We start from the raw sequence: 17,607 nt of genomic DNA on the forward strand, positions 1-17,607 counted from the left end.
GATCTCATTGCGCCCCATCGTAATAGGGCACACCCCTTACCGATGGCAACGAAACGCGGTTCGCGACAAGCTAATCGAGCAATACGGTGGTGAAGGTTGCCACCTGAGTCAGGCCGATTTTCGCATACGCACGCCGGGCCACATAGTTGAAGCTGTTGACGTACAGGCTGGCGGTGCGGCCCTGACGAACGACCGAGTCGACCACTGCCGCAGTACCGGACGCGCCGAGACCGTGTCCACGCCGATCGGGATGAACCCACACGCCCTGAATCTGGCCGACCGTCGTCGACTGAGATCCGATCTCGGCCTTGAACACCACTCGTCCGTCCTCGAATCGAGCCCAGGCGCGCTGCGCCGCAATGAGACTCGAGATCCGGCGTCTGTATCCACGGCCACCGTCGTTCTGCCGAGGGTCGACTCCGACTTCCTCGATGAACATGGCCACGGCCGCAGTGAGATACACGTCGAGCTCGTCGGGTCGAACGAGACGGACCTGAGGATCGGGTGGGTAAGACGAGCGCACCGACGTGGCCAGCAATGGTTGCTCACCGCGTACCTCCCGAGCGGGACCCCAGTCGGTCTCGAGCATCTCCCACAGCGGAAGCGTCAGCTCTGCCCGTCCGACCAGCGAGGAACACAAGCGGGGGCCGCGGCACGCGCGGTCCGCGAACGACCGGAGATCGTCGCCCGATCCGAGCAGCGGGACGAGGTTCGCTCCGTAGAAGCACAAAGATTCGTCCGGGCCGCCTCTGCTCCACATCTCACCGTGAAACGACCTAGGATCCAGCCCGGATTCCTGCACTCGGGCCGCGACCATGCAGGTGGCGACCGGGTCGGCATCGAGCACCCGCAGCACGTGTGCGGTATCTCGATTACCGAGAGGCTTCGCACCGAGGAGCTTGAGCACCTACCGACCTCCTGACCCACCTACCGCGTACACATCGACCGAGCGTGCACCGAATCATTCCAGAGAACGTGTTCCCCCGGTGGCAGTGCGACAAACCGGATGACGACCGGGTTCATCCAGCTCAGCTGACGGTCACGACCGGAGCACCGGCGTCTGCAGTCTCGTCCTTCTCGAATTCCTCCGCGATGCGCATGGCTTCCTCGATCAAGGTCTCCACGATCTGCGCCTCGGGCACCGTCTTGATGACCTTGCCCTTGACGAAGATCTGGCCCTTGCCGTTACCCGAGGCCACGCCCAGATCAGCGTCACGTGCCTCGCCCGGCCCGTTGACCACACAGCCCATGACGGCAACGCGCAACGGAATTTCCATGCCTTCGAGGCCTGCGGTGACCTCGTCGGCGAGGGTGTACACATCGACCTGTGCCCGCCCACACGACGGGCAGGAGACGATCTCGAGCTTGCGGGGACGCAGGTTGAAGGACTGCAGAATCTGGTTGCCCACTTTGATCTCCTCCGCAGGCGGTGCCGAGAGAGAGACGCGAATGGTGTCGCCGATCCCCTTGGACAGCAACGCGCCGAAGGCCACTGCGGATTTGATGGTGCCCTGGAAAGCAGGGCCGGCTTCGGTGACGCCGAGGTGCAGCGGGTAGTCGCACTGCGCGGCGAGCTGCTCGTATGCGGCGACCATCACGACCGGGTCGTTGTGCTTGACGGAGATCTTGATATCGCCGAATCCGTGTTCCTCGAACAGTCCGGCCTCCCACAGCGCGGATTCGACGAGTGCCTCGGGAGTGGCCTTGCCGTACTTCTTCATCAGGCGGGGATCGAGTGATCCAGCGTTCACACCGATGCGGATCGGGATGTTCGCGTCGCCCGCAGCCTTGGCGACTTCCTTGACGCGACCGTCGAATTCCTTGATGTTCCCGGGATTGACGCGCACCGCGGCGCAGCCCGCATCGATCGCGGCGAAGATGTACTTCGGCTGAAAGTGGATGTCGGCAATGACCGGTATCTGACTCTTCTTGGCAATGATCGCCAGCGCATCCGCGTCGTCCTGTGTGGGGCACGCCACACGGACGATGTCGCAGCCCGAGGCTGTCAGCTCGGCGATCTGCTGCAGAGTGGCGTTGATGTCGTGAGTTTTGGTGGTGCACATGGACTGGACCGAGATGGGGCTCTCGCTACCGACTCCCACCGATCCGACCTGGAGCTGCCTGGTCTTTCGACGTGGTGCGAGCACGGGTACCGGCGGTGCAGGCATTCCCAATCCGACTGACACGGTCACAGTGGCCTTCTTTCCTAGCTACGACTGACGAGTCTACTGATAGATCTGGATCGGGTTGACGATGTCCGCGGTGAGCGTCAGCAAGGAGAACCCGATGAAAACAATGATGACCACGTACGTGACCGGCATGAGTCTCATGTAGTCCACCGGAGCGCCGTCGGGTAGGCCACGCCGGTTGCGGAGGGTATTGCGGATCCGCTCGTAGATCGTCACGGCGATGTGGCCGCCGTCGAGCGGTAGCAGCGGCACGATGTTGAACGCACCGAGGAAGAAATTGAGTGACGCCAACAGCCCCACGAACGTCACCAGGTCGTCTCGCTCCACCGCTTGCCCGCCGATGACACTGGCACCGACGACACTCATCGGGGTATCGAGGCCACGTTCACCGCCGAAGATCGACTCCCACAGGGCCTCCACCTTCGTCGGCAATTGTACGAGCGCCTTACCGGTCTGAACGAAGATGTCCCCGGTGAAGACGAACGTCTCGGGCACCGCCTCGATCGGGTTGTATCGAATGGCCGGAGGGGCAATCGTGGAGCCGGTCGCGCCGACTGCGCCGACCGTCCTCGACTCCTTTGCTCCGGTGTCCGGATCGGTGATGACGTACCGCTGCACCTTCGTCACCGGAATCGTGAGATCGAGGGACGAACCGTCTCGCTCGACGGTCAGATCCACCGGTCCGGACGACGCCTGCACGGTCTCGACGACCTCGGACCAGTACTGCACCGGCTCACCGTTCACGGCGGTCACGACATCACCGTCCCGTAGCCCGGCGGCGGCGGCGGGGCCGGTTCCCGAGCACGGAGCCAACGTTCCGTCTTCGGTCTGCGAGGGGGCGATACACACGACCTTGCTGACCTGGACGGTCGGCGGCGTCACCCGATCCGGGGTTCCCCAGCCGAGCACCAACGTGTACACCAGCACGATGCCGAGCACGAAGTTCATCGCGATGCCGCCGACCATGACGACGATGCGCTTCCATGTTTTCTGGCGGTACATCGCCCGCTCGACTTCGTCGGGAGCGAGCTCGTCGATTGCCGTCATTCCGGCGATGTCGCAGAATCCGCCGGCCGGGATCGCTTTGAGACCGTATTCGGTTTCGCCCCGCCGGAAGGAGAAAATTTTGGGTCCGAAACCGATGTAGTACCGACGTACCTTCATGCCGAGCGCTTTCGCGGTCCACATGTGTCCTGCCTCGTGCAGTGCGATCGAAATGCCGATGCCGACGGCGAACAGCACTACACCTATAGCGAACGCCATGAGAGTCAGAGGCCCTTCTGCTTCAGGAGCTCACGCGCATGAGCGCGAGCCCAGCAGTCCGCTGCGAGAACATCGTCGACGGTGGTCGGCACCGCCGACCAGTCCGCGCCACCGTCGTCGACTACCGCACGCACTGTCTGCACGATCTGTGTGAATTCGATGTGCCCGGCCAAGAATGCTTCGGCCGCGATCTCGTTGGACGCGTTGTACACCGCGGTCATGCATCCGCCCAGAATCCCCGCCTCGCGGGCCAGCTGTACGGCGGGAAACACTCGATCATCCAGCGGCTCGAAGTCCCAGGAGAACGCCGAGGTGAAGTCGAGTGCGCGCGCGACGTCGGGCACGCGATTCGGCCAGCCGAGGGCCAACCCGATCGGCAACTTCATGTCCGGCGGGCTGGCCTGGGCGATGGTGGAACCGTCGACGAACGTGACCATGGAATGCACGATGGATTGCCGGTGTACGGTCACATCGATCTTCTCGTAGGGCACACCGAAGAGCAGATGCGCCTCGATCAGCTCGAGCCCCTTGTTCACCAGCGTCGCCGAGTTCAGCGTATTCATCGGGCCCATCGACCAGGTAGGATGCGCGGCGGCCTGTTCCGGAGTCACGGTCTTCAGCTCCGCCTCGGTCCACCCTCGAAACGGCCCACCCGATGCGGTGAGAACCAATCGATCCACCTCGCTGCGCCTACCGCTTCGCAGGCACTGTGCCAACGCCGAGTGCTCCGAATCCACCGGCACGATTTGCCCGGGGGCGGCAGCGGCCAGTACGAGCTCTCCGCCTGCCACCAGTGATTCCTTGTTGGCCAATGCGAGCCGGGCACCGGTTTTCAGCGCCGCGAGCGTCGGTTCGAGACCGAGCGAGCCCACCAGAGCATTGAGAACGACGTCCGCCGGAGTCGTCTCGACGAGCTCGGTGACTGCCCGTGGCCCAGTGAGTATTCCGGGACGATCGAGCGCGGCAGCGGCGGCCGGGTCGGCCACGGCGACACGCTGGACACCGGTTTCGGCGATCTGACGACGAAGCAGGTCGATGTTTCCGCCGCCCGCTGCGAGACCGACCACCACGAAGCGATCCGGGTTGGCTGCGATGACGTCGAGCGCTTGGGTTCCGATCGAACCGGTACTCCCCAGCAGCAGCACGCGAATCGGCTCGGGACGATCCGAGGTGGTCGTTCCACTATGGTCTGGCACCGGTCCATTGTTGCCTACCGAGCCTGAGAAACCCCTATGCGATACGCCGATGCTGGCAGGGTGGACGGCATGGACGTCTCGAAGTACAGCGCGGCATCGTTCAACTACACCGATGTGGGGGCGACGAAAGGGCCCTTGCCTGCGGGCTACCACTACGTCGAGAGGTCGCGAGTGGTCGGGTCCGGGCTCGACGACTTCGTAGCCGCAGCAGATGCCGTGATGCGGTGGGATATGCACCGGGGTGCCGGCCTGAAGGTTCATTCGAACAAGGATTCCGCCGTCCCCGACGCGGTGGTCGTCCTCACCCTCGGGCCGATCCGTATCCCGTGCCGAGTCGTCTACGTCATCGACGAGGCCAATCGCCAGGGCTTCGCCTACGGCACACTCGACGGCCATCCCGAGTCAGGGGAAGAGTTGTTCCACGTCGACTACTCCCCCGCGGATGGCACCGTCACCGCCCACATCACCGCGATTTCGCGCCCCGGCCGCTGGTACACCAGGCTCGGTGGCCCGGTGGGAAGGCGTGTCCAGGCACTGTTCACCGACCGGTATCTCGCTGCGCTGGCAAAGGCGTGCCGGTCGCCGCGCTGAGTCAGGCGGAAGGCGGGTGTACGGCGCGCCAGTGTTCGGCGATCTCGATTCGCTTGGCGACCCACACTTTCTCGTGCGATTGCACGTGATCGAGAAAGCGTTCCAGGGCCGCGATGCGCGCAGGCCGGCCGACCAGTCGACAGTGCAATCCGACCGACAGCATCTTGGGGCTGCCGTGCTCGCCTTCGGCATAGAGCACGTCGAACGCATCACGAAGATGTGCGAAGAACTCGTCTCCGGTCGAGAAGCCTCCCGGTGAGGCGAATCGCATGTCGTTGGTATCGAGGGTGTACGGCACTACCAGGTGATCGACCGTCCCACTGCCCGTGGACACCTTCTCCCAGTAGGGCAGGTCATCGGCGTAGGAATCGGAGTCGTAGACGAATCCACCGTGTTCGACGACGAGTGATCGGGTGTTCGGTGAATCGCGGCCGGTGTACCACCCCAGCGGGGTCGAGCCGGTCAGCTCCGTCAGGATCTCCACCGCCTCGGCCATGTGCTCACGCTCGACGTTCTCGTCGATCTGCTGATAGGAAAGCCAGCGCAACCCGTGGCAGGCGATCTCGTGGCCCAGCTCGGCCAGTGCGGCAACCACTTCCGGGTTCCGCTCCATGGCTTTCGCTACTGCGAACACCGTCAGAGGTAGGTCTCGTTTCTCGAATGCCCGGAGTACCCGCCACACACCTGCCCTGGATCCATACTCGTACAGGGACTCCATACTCATGTGGCGGTTCGGAAACGCTTGTGCCCCTATCATTTCCGACAGGAAGGTCTCGGACTTGGTGTCGCCGTCGAGCACATTGTTCTCCGCGCCCTCCTCGTAGTTGAGGACGAACTGGACGGCGATGTTCGCATCTCCCGGCCACTGCGCGGCCGGTGGTGTTCGGCCGTACCCGACCATGTCGCGGGGGTAGCTCAGCGGAAACTGGGTCAGCGGGTGCGGAAGGCGCTCGGACGTCACCGAGGCAGTCTCTCACCCAAGTCGATACTCGCGCCGGGTGAGCGCAACCCTGGTGGCTACGACGGGCGGTCGTATGCCAATATTGTCCGAACGCGGCAGTCTCGACGCCCCGTGCGCACGTCAACGTGAATCATCACTCGAGAGGACCGACCCGGTGGCAAACAACGAACTGGAAACCGCTTCGTACGACCAGGTCGTCGATACCCGTCACGAGGTTCCGGACGTGCCGTCCGCCGAGTGGGGATGGAGTGGCGAGTCGAACCGCGCGATGCGAGTGGCCGCCATCGTCGTCGCCGCGTTCCTGCTCTTCATGATCATCGGCAACCACACCGGCAAGGTCGAGGACCTGTGGCTGATCGGATTCGCCGTCGCTCTGGTCGGCTTGGTCGTGCGTGACGTGATCGTTCGCCGCAAGCCCCGCTAGCTGCCGGTCAATTCTCGGCTGCGAGCTGACCGCACGCCGCGGCGATCTCCTGGCCACGGGTGTCGCGCACCGTGCACGAGACACCCTGAGCAATCACTCGTCTGACAAATTCTCGCTCCACCGGCTTCGGGCTGGCATCCCACTCGCTGCCCGGAGTCGGATTGAGCGGAATCAGGTTCACGTGGACCCGGGATCCGAGCGCCTTGTGCAGCTTCTTGCCCAACATGTCGGCTCGCCACGGCTGATCGTTGACGTCCCGGATCATCGCGTACTCGATCGAGACGCGTCGACCGGTCCGATCGGCGTAGTACCGAGCCGCGGAGAGAACCTCCGCCACCGACCACCGGTTGTTGACAGGAACCAACGTGTCGCGGAGCTCGTCGTCGGGCGTGTGCAACGACACTGCCAATGTGACGGACAATCCCTCGTCGGCCAACTTGCGGATGGCCGGAGCCAGACCGACCGTCGACACGGTGACCGAGCGTTGGGAGAGTCCCAAACCGTCCGGTGCGGGTGAGACGATCTTGCGCACTGCCGCGACGACGCGCTTGTAGTTGGCCAGCGGCTCGCCCATTCCCATGAACACCACGTTCGACAGTCGACCTTCGCCGCCGTGGACCACGCCGTCACGAAGATCGGCCGCAGCCGAACGGACCTGGTCCACGATTTCGGCGGTCGACAGGTTCCTCGTCAGACCGGCCTGGCCGGTCGCGCAGAAGGGACAGGCCATTCCGCACCCGGCCTGACTGGAGATACACAGAGTCGCCCGATCCGGGTACCGCATCAGAACGCTCTCGAGCAACGTCCCGTCGTTGGCCTTCCACAGGGTCTTTCGAGTGTCACCATCGTCACATGCCAGGTGCTTGATCGGTGTCAGCAACGTGGGAAACAGATCGGCACCGACCTTCTCGCGAGCCTCGGCCGGAAGGTCGGTCATCTTGGTGGTGTCGGCTTCGAGTCGCGCGTAGTAGTGGCGCGCCAGCTGATCCGCACGGAACGCAGGCAGTCCGAGCGCCTTCACCGCTTCCCGGAGGCCCTCTTTGTCCAGGTCGGCGAGGTGGCGCGACGGCATACCACGACGCGGTGCAGTGAAGACCAAGGGAAGATTCGGTCTCTTCTGCTCGGTCGAGGTGTTCGTTGCGTCGGCGGCCTCACTCATGACCCCATTGTCCACCCGTTTGCCTCGCAGTCCTATTCGCGGCTGTTTCCCACCGTCATCCGACGGGTACTGGCGACGTGGTCGGATGCGCGTGCATTCGACCTCCACGTGCGGAAGGATCATCGACATGGCCACCAGAGCTGAAGACAGTCACGAGACATCACTCGACAAGTCGAGCGCGGGCCTCCCCGGCGAACACAGCGCCTCGGGCGACCTCGCCCCGATCACCACTCCGGATTCGGACGGTCATTCGGCACCCGATCCGGAGTTCGTTCCCGAGCGGCAGGCCGCCGGTTCGAGCGACATCGCCCACACTCGTACCGCTGCCCTGTGGACCGGCCTCGTGGTCGGAGCCGTGGTACTGGTCATCCTTCTCGTGTTCATCGTGCAGAACCTCGACTCCGTCACCGTGCAGATCTTCGCGTGGCAGCTCGATCTGCCGCTCGGTATCAGCATGTTGTTGGCCGCGATCGCGGGTGCGCTGGTGATGGCCATGGTGGGAGGGGCTCGGATCCTTCAGGTGCGGCGCTCCGCGAAAAAGAAGTAACGCGGCTTGTGAACACTATGTACAGAAGCTGGCGCTGACCCACTGAATCGATCAGGCTGTGGGTGCCCCACTTCACTCGAGGAGCATGACGTGACAACTTTCATGGAGACACCAGTGGCATCCGGCGTTGCCCCCGACCGCGCGCGCTCCTGGTTGCTGGTGCCCGCAACCAAGCCCGGCACCTTCAGCGATGCAGTGGCGTCGGGAGTCGACGCCGTCATCCTCGACATCGAGGACGCCGTCGCTCCTGCCAAGAAGCCCGCCGCACGCGAGGATGTTGTTCGCTGGCTGAGCCAGGGCAATTCCGCATGGGCGCGCATCAACGATGCAACGACCCCGTACTGGGCCGACGATCTCGCCGCGTTGTCCGGTCTCCCCGGTCTGGTCGGCGTCATGCTCGCCAAGACCGAAAGCGGTGGACAGGTCGAGGCGACCGCGGCCCGCCTGGCACCCGGTACCCCGATTCTGGCGTTGGTCGAGTCGGCCATGGGCCTCGAAGCGGCTACCGAGATCGCCCGTGCGGATTCGACCTTCCGTCTCGCTTTCGGCAGCGGCGACTTCCGCCGCGACACCGGTATGAGCGACGATCCACTGGCCATGGCCTACCCACGCTCGCGCCTGGTCGTCTCGTCACGGGTGGCACGACTGCCCGGACCCATCGACGGTCCGACGTTGACCGCGAACGACAGCATCCTCGGACGCGATGCAGCCTTGACGCTGTCGATGGGCATGGCAGGCAAACTGTGCATGCACACCGATCAGGTGGCCATCGTCAACCGTGAATTGGCACCCTCACCCACGGACGTGTCCTGGGCACGCGATGTGATCGATGCTCTCGGTGCCGACGGTGCCCACGTCAAGGACGGTAGCGACCTGCCTCGGCTGGCGAAGGCGCTCAAGATCAGCGAACTCGCCGAGGTTTTCGGAATATCCGGCGCATCCTGATCGTTCGGCGCTGAGGTGTGCGGGCCCACCTCAGCGCATTTCGACCCCCGCCGGTTTGTACCGAACGTGGACGCGATAGCGCACATGCACAGTGAGTCCGTCGATCTCCCGTGCCGCGATACGCGCTACTCGCGGTGAGAACTCGATTCCCATCACCTCGCGCAAGGTCCGACGGTCGGGAAACGTCCATCTGGTGCCGACGCGGAGCATCTCGAACCCCTGCGCATCGAAGAATGCCTCGACGGCCGCCGGGTCGTACCGGGGAAGATCGGCACGCATCCAATCACCGTACGGAGACGCCGTCGCGTCGAGATCGACGACGACCAGCGCCCCGCCGGGCCGAAGGACTCGCATCGCCTCACGGATACCCGGGCCGCAGCCGGGCCCGAAGAAGTACGCCGTGCGGGCATGAACGAGGTCGACGCTCCCATCGGCAACGGGTAGCGAATCTGCTCGACCGGCCTTCACCTCGACGTTGGAAAGGGCGGCAACCCGCGAGGTCGCCGCGGCCGCAAGCGGTTCGTGCGGCTCCACTCCCAGCACATTGTCGGCATCGGCGGCAAAGACCGGAAGGTGAAAACCACTTCCGCAGCCGACGTCGACAACGGCCTTGGACGCCCAGTCCGCGACCGACCTGATTGCGTCGAATACGGCACCGTCGACATCCTGAGCACGGTTCTCCGCCTCGTACAGGTGTGGCCAGTGCCAGATGTTGGGACTGGGGATCACCCCGCTGCGATCACCGCGCATCGTCCGACGACGTCGTTTCAGAGCAAGACGGTGAAGACGAGCCACGCAACGAACGCCGAGGGCAGCAGCGAGTCGAGTCTGTCCATGATGCCGCCGTGACCGGGGAGCAACGAGCCCATGTCCTTGATTCTCAGGTCACGCTTGACCTGCGATTCGATGAGGTCGCCCAGGGTGCCCGTCACGACCAGCACGACTCCCAGCAGCACCCCGATCATCGAGTTCGCCTCGAGGATCAGGGTCACCGTCAGCAGGCAACCGATGACGCAGAAGATGAGCGATCCGACGAGCCCCTCCCAGGACTTCTTCGGGCTGATCGCCGGTGCCATCGGGTGTTTACCGAACAACACGCCGGCGATGTAACCACCGACGTCCGAACATACGACGCCGATGACGAACACCAGGATGCGGCCGGCACCGTTGTCCTGCAGAACCATCAGAACGGCGAACGAGGCCAGGAGCGGCAGCCAGCACGCCACCAGAACCGTGACGGAGAGTTCTTCGAGATAGTTCTTGGGTGCAGTACCGAAGCCTTGCCGGAGCAACAGCCACACCATGCAGACCACGACGGTGCCCACCGCGGCACTGAGCACTCCGACGGCACCGAACGGCCAGCCCAGCCAGATCATGGCCTGACCCCCGAGAATCAGCGGGATGCGCGGGACCAGCACACCGCCCTCGCGGAGCCGCTTGGACACCTCGTACGTCGCGACGGCCAACGCAACCGCCACGACACCGATCCACACCAGCGGTACGAACACGAGCACGAGGATCAACCCGATACCCAAACTGCCGCCGACGCCGATCGCGGCAGGCAGATTGCGGCCGGCCTTACCGGCGGATTTCGCGGCAGCGACCCCGGACGAGGCAGCGGGCGTACCGCTGCCCTCCTGCCGATCCGGTCCCACCACTGTCGTCAACTCCTCGAGATTCATCGTCTGCCGTCGTGAAAGCCACTCCTCTCGGAGGTCAGACCTCCATCAACTCGCCCTCTTTGCGCTTGACGAGTTCGTCCACCGATGCGGTGTACTTGGCGGTTGTCTTGTCCAGCTCGTTCTCGGCGCGTACGACGTCGTCCTCGCCCGCTTCGCCGTCCTTCTGGATCCGCTTGAGCTCTTCCATCGTCTTGCGGCGGACGTTTCGAATGGACACCTTCGCGTCCTCACCCTTGCCCTTCGCCTGCTTGACGAATTCGCGGCGCCGTTCCTCGGTCAACTGCGGCACACCGATACGAATCAGGTTGCCGTCGTTCGTGGGGTTCACCCCCAGGTCCGAGTTGCGAATCGCGGTTTCGATCGGCCCCAGCTGGTTCGACTCGTACGGCTTGATCACGACCAGGCGCGCCTCCGGCACGCTGATGCTGGCCAGCTGAGTGATCGGCGTCGGCGCTCCGTAGTACTCGATGACGATGCGGGAGAACATTCCCGGGTTGGCGCGCCCGGTACGGATCGAGGACAGATCGTCACGTGCAACCGATACGGCCTTTTCCATCTTCTCTTCGGCGTCGAAGAGCGCTTCGTCAATCACGATCTGTCCTCCATCGTCTTCGTTCTCGATTCGCCCGCGGCCTTGTCGGTGAGGTTCACGACGTGACCAGCGTGCCGATCTTCTCGCCCGCCACAGCGCGAGCAATGTTTCCTTGAACCAACAAATTGAACACCAACATCGGCATCTGGTTGTCCATGCAGAGGCTGAAGGCCGTCGCGTCGGCGACTTTGAGTCCCTGCTCGATCGCCTCGCGGTGGGTGATCGTGTCGAACATCGTCGCGTCGGGGTCCAGACGCGGATCGGCCGAGTACACGCCGTCGACACCCTTTGCCATCAGCAGCACCTCGGCTCCGATTTCGAGAGCGCGCTGCGCGGCCGTGGTGTCGGTGGAGAAATACGGCATCCCCATCCCGGCACCGAAGATCACGACACGACCCTTCTCCAAGTGCCTGCGCGCGCGCAGCGGTAGGTACGGCTCCGCGACCTGGCCCATCGTGATTGCCGTCTGGACTCTGGTGGCGACCCCCTGCTTTTCCAGGAAATCCTGCAGCGCAAGGCAATTCATGACCGTGCCGAGCATGCCCATGTAGTCCGAGCGAGATCGATCCATTCCGCGCTGCTGCAGTTCGGCACCACGGAAGAAGTTCCCGCCACCGATCACCACCGCGACCTGAACTCCGGTGGCCACCACTTCGGCGATCTGCTCGGCAACGTTGTTCACGACATCCGGGTCGAGCCCCACTTGGCCGCCACCGAACATCTCCCCACCCAGTTTGAGCATCACGCGTCGGAACCCAGGACGGTCAGGGGCCGGATCGGTCATAGCTCTCCTCGGTACTCGTCGAACACTACGGTTTACTCACCGATCATCCTGCCCTATCGGCACCCGATCGGTGGACACGGCTCCGACCTGCCTCGCGCACGAACGATGCCGCCCACTCGATGGAATCGAATGAACGGCATCGCCTCGACCGACAGGTGCGCAGACTAGCTGGCACCGACCTCGAATCGTGAGAAGCGGGTGATGGTCACGCCGGCCTCGTCGAGAATGGCCTTCACGGTCTTGTTGCCGTCCTGGACCGACTTCTGCTCGGTGAGAACGACGTCCTTGAAGAATCCGTTGACGCGACCCTCGACGATCTTCGGCAGAGCCTGCTCCGGCTTGCCTTCTTCGCGAGCGGTCTCTTCGGCGATGCGACGCTCGGCCGCAACCAGATCCTCGGGGACCTCCTCGCGGCTGACGTACTTGGCCTTGAGTGCGGCGATCTGCATGGCGGCAGCGCGCGCGGCATCGCCTGCGGCGTCGCCGTCACCGGTGTATTCGACCAGCACGCCGACGGCAGGCGGGAGGTCCGCGCTGCGCTTGTGCAGGTAGGTCGCGGTGTTGCCGTCGTAGGACACGACGCGGCGAATTTCCAGCTTCTCGCCGATCTTGGCCGACAACTCGTTCAGAGCCGTTTCGACGGTCTTGCCGTTCAGGTCGAGCGCCTTGAGAGCGTCGACGTCGGCCGGCTTGCCTGCTGCAGCCGTCGACGCGACGGATGCGGCGAACGTCTGGAACTCGTCGTTCTTGGCCACGAAGTCGGTCTCGGAGTTGATCTCCACGAGCACGCCACCTTCGGCTACCACGAGGCCTTCGGCCGTGTTGCGCTCGGCGCGCTTGCCGACGTCCTTGGCACCCTTGATACGCAGGTACTCGACGGCCTTGTCGTAGTCGCCGTCGTTCTCGGCGAGCGCGTTCTTGCAGTCCATCATTCCGGAGCCGGTGAGCTCACGGAGCCGCTTGACGTCGGCGGCAGTGTAGTTCGCCATCGTGGGCGAGCCTCCTCAAAGTCTGGGTACGGGCGTTGACGAAAAATGCTGTTCTCAGGGCGTGCTCGACGGGCTCACTTCACAGCGAACGCGACGACCACCCTGACATACCGAAGCGGCCCCGGCCCACCCCTGAGGGTGAACCGGGACCGAATTCGATCAAGCCTGAACGGCCGGTGCTTCCTCTGCTGCCGGAGCCTCTGCAGCGGGAGCGTCGGTTGCCGGAGCTTCCTCTGCTGCCGCAGCTTCGGATGCCGGTGCGTCTGCTGCCGGTGCCGCCTGCTGGAGCTGCTCGAGCTCCCATTCGGCGAGGGGCTCGCCTGCGCCGACCTCGGGCTTGGCGTCGGATGCAGTGTTCTGACCTGCTCGCGCCTGCACGCCCTCGGCGACTGCGGATGCGACGACCTTGGTCAGCAGCGCAGCGGAACGGATCGCGTCGTCGTTACCCGGGATCGGGTAGTCGACCACGTCGGGATCGCAGTTGGTGTCGAGGATCGCGATGACCGGGATGTTCAACTTACGAGCCTCGGCAACCGCGAGATGCTCCTTGTTGGTGTCGACGATCCAGATGGCCGACGGGACCTTGCCCATGTCCCGGATGCCACCGAGCGTGCGATCCAGCTTGGTCATCTCACGCGTGAGCATGAGGATTTCCTTCTTGGTGCGTCCCTCGAAGCCACCGGTCTGCTCCATGGCCTCGAGCTCCTTGAGACGGAGCAGACGCTTGTGCACCGTCTGGAAGTTGGTGAGCATGCCACCGAGCCAGCGCTGGTTCACGTAGGGCATGCCCACGCGAGTCGCCTCAGCGGCGATGGACTCCTGCGCCTGCTTCTTGGTGCCGACGAACAGAACCGTGCCACCGTGGGCAACGGTCTCCTTGACGAACTCGTAGGCCCTGTCGATGAAGGTCAGGGTCTGCTGCAAGTCGATGATGTAGATGCCGTTGCGGTCGGTGAAGATGAATCGCTTCATCTTCGGGTTCCAGCGACGGGTCTGGTGTCCGAAGTGTGTGCCGCTGTCGAGCAGCTGCTTCATTGTTACTACAGCCATGGCTGAAGAACTCTCTTTCGATGGTGCGGTTGACGCAGAGTGTCGGTGACCTCTGCCCTGGCGGCCGCTGGAGTTGCCGGACCTGCGAACCACGAGGATTCTCAGGACCGCCGACAACCGGTTCTCGTACCGATAGTTCTGCCTTGGCAGTCGATGCGATGAAAGCGGACGCGCGAAGTCGACCCGTGCACGCACAGGCCGCATCGACGAGTGTAGACCTGCCCCGGCCCCCGTCATAACCAGGCCCGACTGTCAAGAGATTCCGGTACCTGTGGACAAAGAAGCCCGTCGTCCACAATCGACGTTCGCATTCGTTTCGGTGCTCGGATTCAGGAGATGGTCGATGGGTGAACATTCGTCCCTCGCTGCGGGCATTGTCGATCGGCGTCGTGGTCGGCCTCTCGCTTTCGGCGGCGGTGGCATCGGCCGCTCCGGGCGACTTCACCTGGCCGTTGCAACCGAAGCCCCGCATCGTCACCCCGTTCGACCGTCCCGACCAGGATTGGCTACCCGGACACCGCGGTGTCGACCTCGCCGGTGACGAAGGCCGATCGGTACTGGCGGTGGCCGACGGCACGGTGGTGTTCGCCGGTTCGGTCGCGGGAAAACCCGTCGTATCGGTGGACCATCCCGGAGGACTGCGATCGACATACGAGCCGGTGACGGCCTCGGTTGCAGCCGGCACCCGGGTCCGCCGAGGTACGGTGCTCGGTTCGCTGGAGTCCGGACACGAGGGCTGCTCGTCCGCGTGTTTGCACTGGGGCATCAGGCGGGGCCGCGAATACCTCGATCCAACGGCTCTGGTGCGCACCCGTCCGATCAGACTGAAACCAGTGGACGGGCCGCGCCGGTGATCGTCAGCGCGGGGGGCCCGAGTGTCTGCCGGACGCTGCGGGAAAGTCGTCCGCGACCATGGCGGCGAGCTCGACGAATGCGCTTCTGGTCTGAGGGCGCAACATGTCGAGATCCACCACGGCACCCTCGGCCAGATGCTCGTCGAACGGGATCACGAGGACGGCGCGACAGCGCTCGAGGAAATGCTGCTGCAGCAGGTTCATGTCCACTGCCGACGAGCCAGGACGAACCGAGCTGATCACCACCACCGTTCGCTCGACCAGGTGCCCGTACCCGTGCAGCTCGAGCCAATCCAGTGTCGCCGCTGCACTGCGAGCGCCGTCGACCGCCGGCGAGCTCACCAGTACGAGCGCGTTCGCCAGCTGCAGGACGCCGTTCATAGCCGAATGCATGATGCCGGTTCCGCAATCGGTCAGGATCAGGTTGTAGTACACCTGCAGCATGTCGATGACGGCTCGGTAGTCCTCTTCGCCGAACATCTCGGAGGCTGCTGGATCGCGCTCTCCGGCAAGCACTTCCAGTCTGCTCGGTGCCTGCGAGGTGTGCTCGCGAATGTCGGAGTAGCGCCGAATGTTCGGTGCGGCGGCCAACAGGTCGCGGACGGTCGACGACGTCTGCCGCGGCACCCGCTCTCCGAGGGTGCCGAAATCGGGGTTCGCGTCCACGGCGATGACGCAATCTCCTCGCAACGATGCGAACGTCGAGCCGAGGCCGAGAGTGGTCGTAGTCTTGCCGACCCCACCCTTGAGCGAGAGGAACGCGATCCGGTAGTCGCCGAGCACAGGCTGGCGGATGCGCTCGACCTGGTTTCGGTACCGCTCTTCTGCCGTCGACTCACCCGGATTGATGACACCACCGGTCAGCCGGTGAACGCCTCGCCGCCATCCGGAGTTCGACGCGCGCTTGGGACGCTTGAGCAGCGAATCCGCGCCCAGATCCTGACTGTTGGGCCGATACGGGTTCGGGGCGCCCGCCCACGGTTGCGGCGACCAGCCTCCGGTAGCTGCCGGAAACTCCTGGGGCCGCGGCTGTACGGGCAAGTATCGATCGGGCTCCGCGGACACCGGTCCCGGCTCGAGCGGTACGGGTGGGTTGTAGCGCGGCGGAACGGTCCGTCGGTCGATCGAATCGGGCGTCTGCCACGGTGGCGGCTGCCGAGGCACCGAGCGCGATCGAGTATTCGGCTCCGGTGACACGGGCCGAGAACCGTTCTCCGGTTCCGTGCCGCTTCTGTCGCCGGGCTCCTGGCCCTGCGCCGCGAAGTCCTGACGGCCATGCATCGACCACGGCTCCGAAGTACCTTGCGGTCGGTCGCGGTCCACGGTCCCCCGTATTCGGTCTGGTTGGTCGGTGATGACGCTACCAAACGTAGCGCCGCCGACGCTCGACTCACGCTCGGGGGTGAGCCTGATCGTGCACGGCGCGCAACCGTTCGACCGATACGTGTGTATAGATCTGTGTCGTCGCGAGGGAGGCGTGCCCGAGCAGCTCCTGCACCACCCTGAGATCGGCACCACCTTCGAGCAGATGGGTCGCTGCCGTGTGGCGCAAGCCGTGTGGACCGAGGCTGGGGCCACCGGGAACGGCATCGAGCACCGCGTGAACTGCTGTTCTGGCCTGCCGTTGGTCGAGCCGTCCACCTCGCCTACCCAGCAACAGCGCGGCCCCGGATCGCTCGTCGACCAACTCCGGCCTGCCGCTGACGAGCCAGTTCTCCAGAGCGTGTGCTGCCGGCATACCGTACGGCGCAGAACGTTCCTTGTTTCCTTTACCCAGAACGCGAATCAGGCGGCGATCGGTGTCGACGTCGTCGATGTCGAGTCCGCACAGTTCTCCGACGCGGACCCCGGTTGCGTACAGGAGCTCGACGATGAGCCGGTCTCGCAGCGCGATCGGATCGAGCTCGGCAGCACCCGATTCGGCCGCGGCCAGTGCCTCGGCCGCCTGATTGTGGCGCAGTACACCGGGCAAAGTCCGGTGACTCGATGGTGCTGCCAGCCGTTCTGCAGGCCCGATCTGCACCGCTCCCACCCGCTCGAGCCACTTGCCGAAGGTCCTCGCGGATGAGGTTCGCCTGGCCATCGAGGTTCTGGCCGCGCCGGCCGCCGAGTATTTCGCCAACCAGGAGCGCACAGCGCGGAGGTCGAGATCGGCGATGGTTGCATCGGGGTTGGACTCCGCGAGATGCGCGAGGAGCGAGCGAGCATCCGCGACGTAGGCGCGGATGGTGTGCTCGGAGCGCTCTCGACCGAGTCGAAGGTGTTCGGCGAACTCTTCGATGTGGATGCCGAGGTGGGGCGGCAGCGAATCGGTCATCGGCTCAGCTTGAGCGCTCCCACGCTCCGCGACAACCGGACACGCCGACCGTCACCGGCCGTCG

The 17,607-nt window shown here is 64.4% G+C and carries 19 protein-coding genes; 5 read left to right on the plus strand and 14 right to left on the minus strand.

Annotated features, from left to right (window positions below):
- Positions 1–70: 70 nt before the first annotated feature.
- The 4 genes from O4220_RS08575 to dxr form a co-directional block, all read right to left on the minus strand.
- Positions 71–907 (minus strand): GNAT family N-acetyltransferase, encoded by an 837-nt coding sequence (locus O4220_RS08575; protein ID WP_269603205.1) that lies wholly within the window; start codon positions 905–907, stop codon positions 71–73.
- Positions 908–1,028: 121 nt separating this feature from the next.
- Positions 1,029–2,192, minus strand: coding sequence for a flavodoxin-dependent (E)-4-hydroxy-3-methylbut-2-enyl-diphosphate synthase (gene ispG / locus O4220_RS08580; RefSeq protein ID WP_269603206.1), 1,164 nt, complete (start codon positions 2,190–2,192; stop codon positions 1,029–1,031).
- A gap of 33 nt (positions 2,193–2,225) precedes the next feature.
- Positions 2,226–3,452, minus strand: a complete 1,227-nt coding sequence (locus tag O4220_RS08585) for a M50 family metallopeptidase (RefSeq protein ID WP_269603207.1) — start codon at positions 3,450–3,452, stop codon at positions 2,226–2,228.
- A 5-nt stretch (positions 3,453–3,457) separates the two neighbouring features.
- Positions 3,458–4,597: a 1-deoxy-D-xylulose-5-phosphate reductoisomerase gene (gene dxr, locus O4220_RS08590; protein WP_269603615.1), complete on the minus strand. Its 1,140-nt coding sequence runs from the start codon at positions 4,595–4,597 to the stop codon at positions 3,458–3,460.
- A 120-nt stretch (positions 4,598–4,717) separates the two neighbouring features.
- On the opposite strand from dxr, the gene O4220_RS08595 reads away from it, so the two are divergent.
- Complete coding sequence (locus O4220_RS08595) at positions 4,718–5,239, plus strand: DUF1990 family protein (protein ID WP_269603208.1); 522 nt, start codon at positions 4,718–4,720, stop codon at positions 5,237–5,239.
- Between the two features lies 1 nt (position 5,240).
- Here O4220_RS08595 and puuE read toward each other — a convergent pair whose 3' ends face one another.
- Positions 5,241–6,140, minus strand: a complete 900-nt coding sequence (gene puuE, locus O4220_RS08600) for an allantoinase PuuE (protein WP_269603618.1) — start codon at positions 6,138–6,140, stop codon at positions 5,241–5,243.
- A 214-nt stretch (positions 6,141–6,354) separates the two neighbouring features.
- Here puuE and O4220_RS08605 point away from each other — a divergent pair, with 214 nt between their 5' ends.
- Positions 6,355–6,624 carry a DUF2631 domain-containing protein gene (locus O4220_RS08605; protein WP_032377055.1) on the plus strand — a complete coding sequence of 90 codons (270 nt, stop codon included), beginning with the start codon at positions 6,355–6,357 and terminating at the stop codon, positions 6,622–6,624.
- A gap of 7 nt (positions 6,625–6,631) precedes the next feature.
- On the opposite strand, the gene rlmN is transcribed toward O4220_RS08605, so the two are convergent.
- Positions 6,632–7,783, minus strand: a complete 1,152-nt coding sequence (gene rlmN / locus O4220_RS08610; protein WP_269603209.1) for a 23S rRNA (adenine(2503)-C(2))-methyltransferase RlmN — start codon at positions 7,781–7,783, stop codon at positions 6,632–6,634.
- A gap of 127 nt (positions 7,784–7,910) precedes the next feature.
- Between rlmN and O4220_RS08615 the strand changes: the two genes are divergently transcribed.
- Both O4220_RS08615 and O4220_RS08620 read left to right on the plus strand, forming a co-directional pair.
- Positions 7,911–8,330 carry a LapA family protein gene (locus tag O4220_RS08615; protein ID WP_269603210.1) on the plus strand — a complete coding sequence of 140 codons (420 nt, stop codon included), beginning with the start codon at positions 7,911–7,913 and terminating at the stop codon, positions 8,328–8,330.
- Positions 8,331–8,432: 102 nt separating this feature from the next.
- On the plus strand, positions 8,433–9,275 hold the full coding sequence (locus O4220_RS08620; protein ID WP_420030365.1) for an HpcH/HpaI aldolase/citrate lyase family protein: 843 nt from the start codon (positions 8,433–8,435) through the stop codon (positions 9,273–9,275).
- A 30-nt stretch (positions 9,276–9,305) separates the two neighbouring features.
- Here O4220_RS08620 and O4220_RS08625 read toward each other — a convergent pair whose 3' ends face one another.
- The 6 genes from O4220_RS08625 to rpsB all read right to left on the minus strand — a co-directional run bounded on the left by O4220_RS08625 (position 9,306) and on the right by rpsB (position 14,372).
- Complete coding sequence (locus O4220_RS08625) at positions 9,306–10,025, minus strand: class I SAM-dependent methyltransferase (protein ID WP_269603212.1); 720 nt, start codon at positions 10,023–10,025, stop codon at positions 9,306–9,308.
- Positions 10,026–10,042: 17 nt separating this feature from the next.
- Positions 10,043–10,957, minus strand: coding sequence for a phosphatidate cytidylyltransferase (locus tag O4220_RS08630; RefSeq protein WP_269603213.1), 915 nt, complete (start codon positions 10,955–10,957; stop codon positions 10,043–10,045).
- A 34-nt stretch (positions 10,958–10,991) separates the two neighbouring features.
- A complete protein-coding gene (gene frr, locus O4220_RS08635) occupies positions 10,992–11,549 on the minus strand; it encodes a ribosome recycling factor (RefSeq protein ID WP_027496705.1) in 558 nt (185 codons plus the stop codon).
- Between the two features lie 55 nt (positions 11,550–11,604).
- The gene (pyrH, locus tag O4220_RS08640; RefSeq protein WP_032377051.1) at positions 11,605–12,333 is read right to left on the minus strand and encodes a UMP kinase; all 729 of its coding nucleotides are present in this window, start codon (positions 12,331–12,333) and stop codon (positions 11,605–11,607) included.
- A 164-nt stretch (positions 12,334–12,497) separates the two neighbouring features.
- Positions 12,498–13,322 (minus strand): translation elongation factor Ts, encoded by an 825-nt coding sequence (gene tsf, locus O4220_RS08645; protein ID WP_269603214.1) that lies wholly within the window; start codon positions 13,320–13,322, stop codon positions 12,498–12,500.
- A 159-nt stretch (positions 13,323–13,481) separates the two neighbouring features.
- On the minus strand, positions 13,482–14,372 hold the full coding sequence (gene rpsB / locus O4220_RS08650; RefSeq protein WP_269603215.1) for a 30S ribosomal protein S2: 891 nt from the start codon (positions 14,370–14,372) through the stop codon (positions 13,482–13,484).
- Between the two features lie 347 nt (positions 14,373–14,719).
- Between rpsB and O4220_RS08655 the strand changes: the two genes are divergently transcribed.
- On the plus strand, positions 14,720–15,226 hold the full coding sequence (locus tag O4220_RS08655) for a M23 family metallopeptidase (protein WP_420030345.1): 507 nt from the start codon (positions 14,720–14,722) through the stop codon (positions 15,224–15,226).
- Between the two features lie 3 nt (positions 15,227–15,229).
- Here O4220_RS08655 and O4220_RS08660 read toward each other — a convergent pair whose 3' ends face one another.
- Both O4220_RS08660 and O4220_RS08665 read right to left on the minus strand, forming a co-directional pair.
- Positions 15,230–16,507, minus strand: a complete 1,278-nt coding sequence (locus tag O4220_RS08660; RefSeq protein ID WP_269603216.1) for a MinD/ParA family ATP-binding protein — start codon at positions 16,505–16,507, stop codon at positions 15,230–15,232.
- Between the two features lie 109 nt (positions 16,508–16,616).
- Positions 16,617–17,543, minus strand: a complete 927-nt coding sequence (locus O4220_RS08665; RefSeq protein WP_269603217.1) for a tyrosine recombinase XerC — start codon at positions 17,541–17,543, stop codon at positions 16,617–16,619.
- Between the last annotated feature and the right edge of the window lie 64 nt (positions 17,544–17,607).

The sequence above is a fragment of the Rhodococcus ruber genome, from assembly GCF_027270735.1.
GTDB classification, from domain to species: domain Bacteria; phylum Actinomycetota; class Actinomycetes; order Mycobacteriales; family Mycobacteriaceae; genus Rhodococcoides; species Rhodococcoides rubrum_A.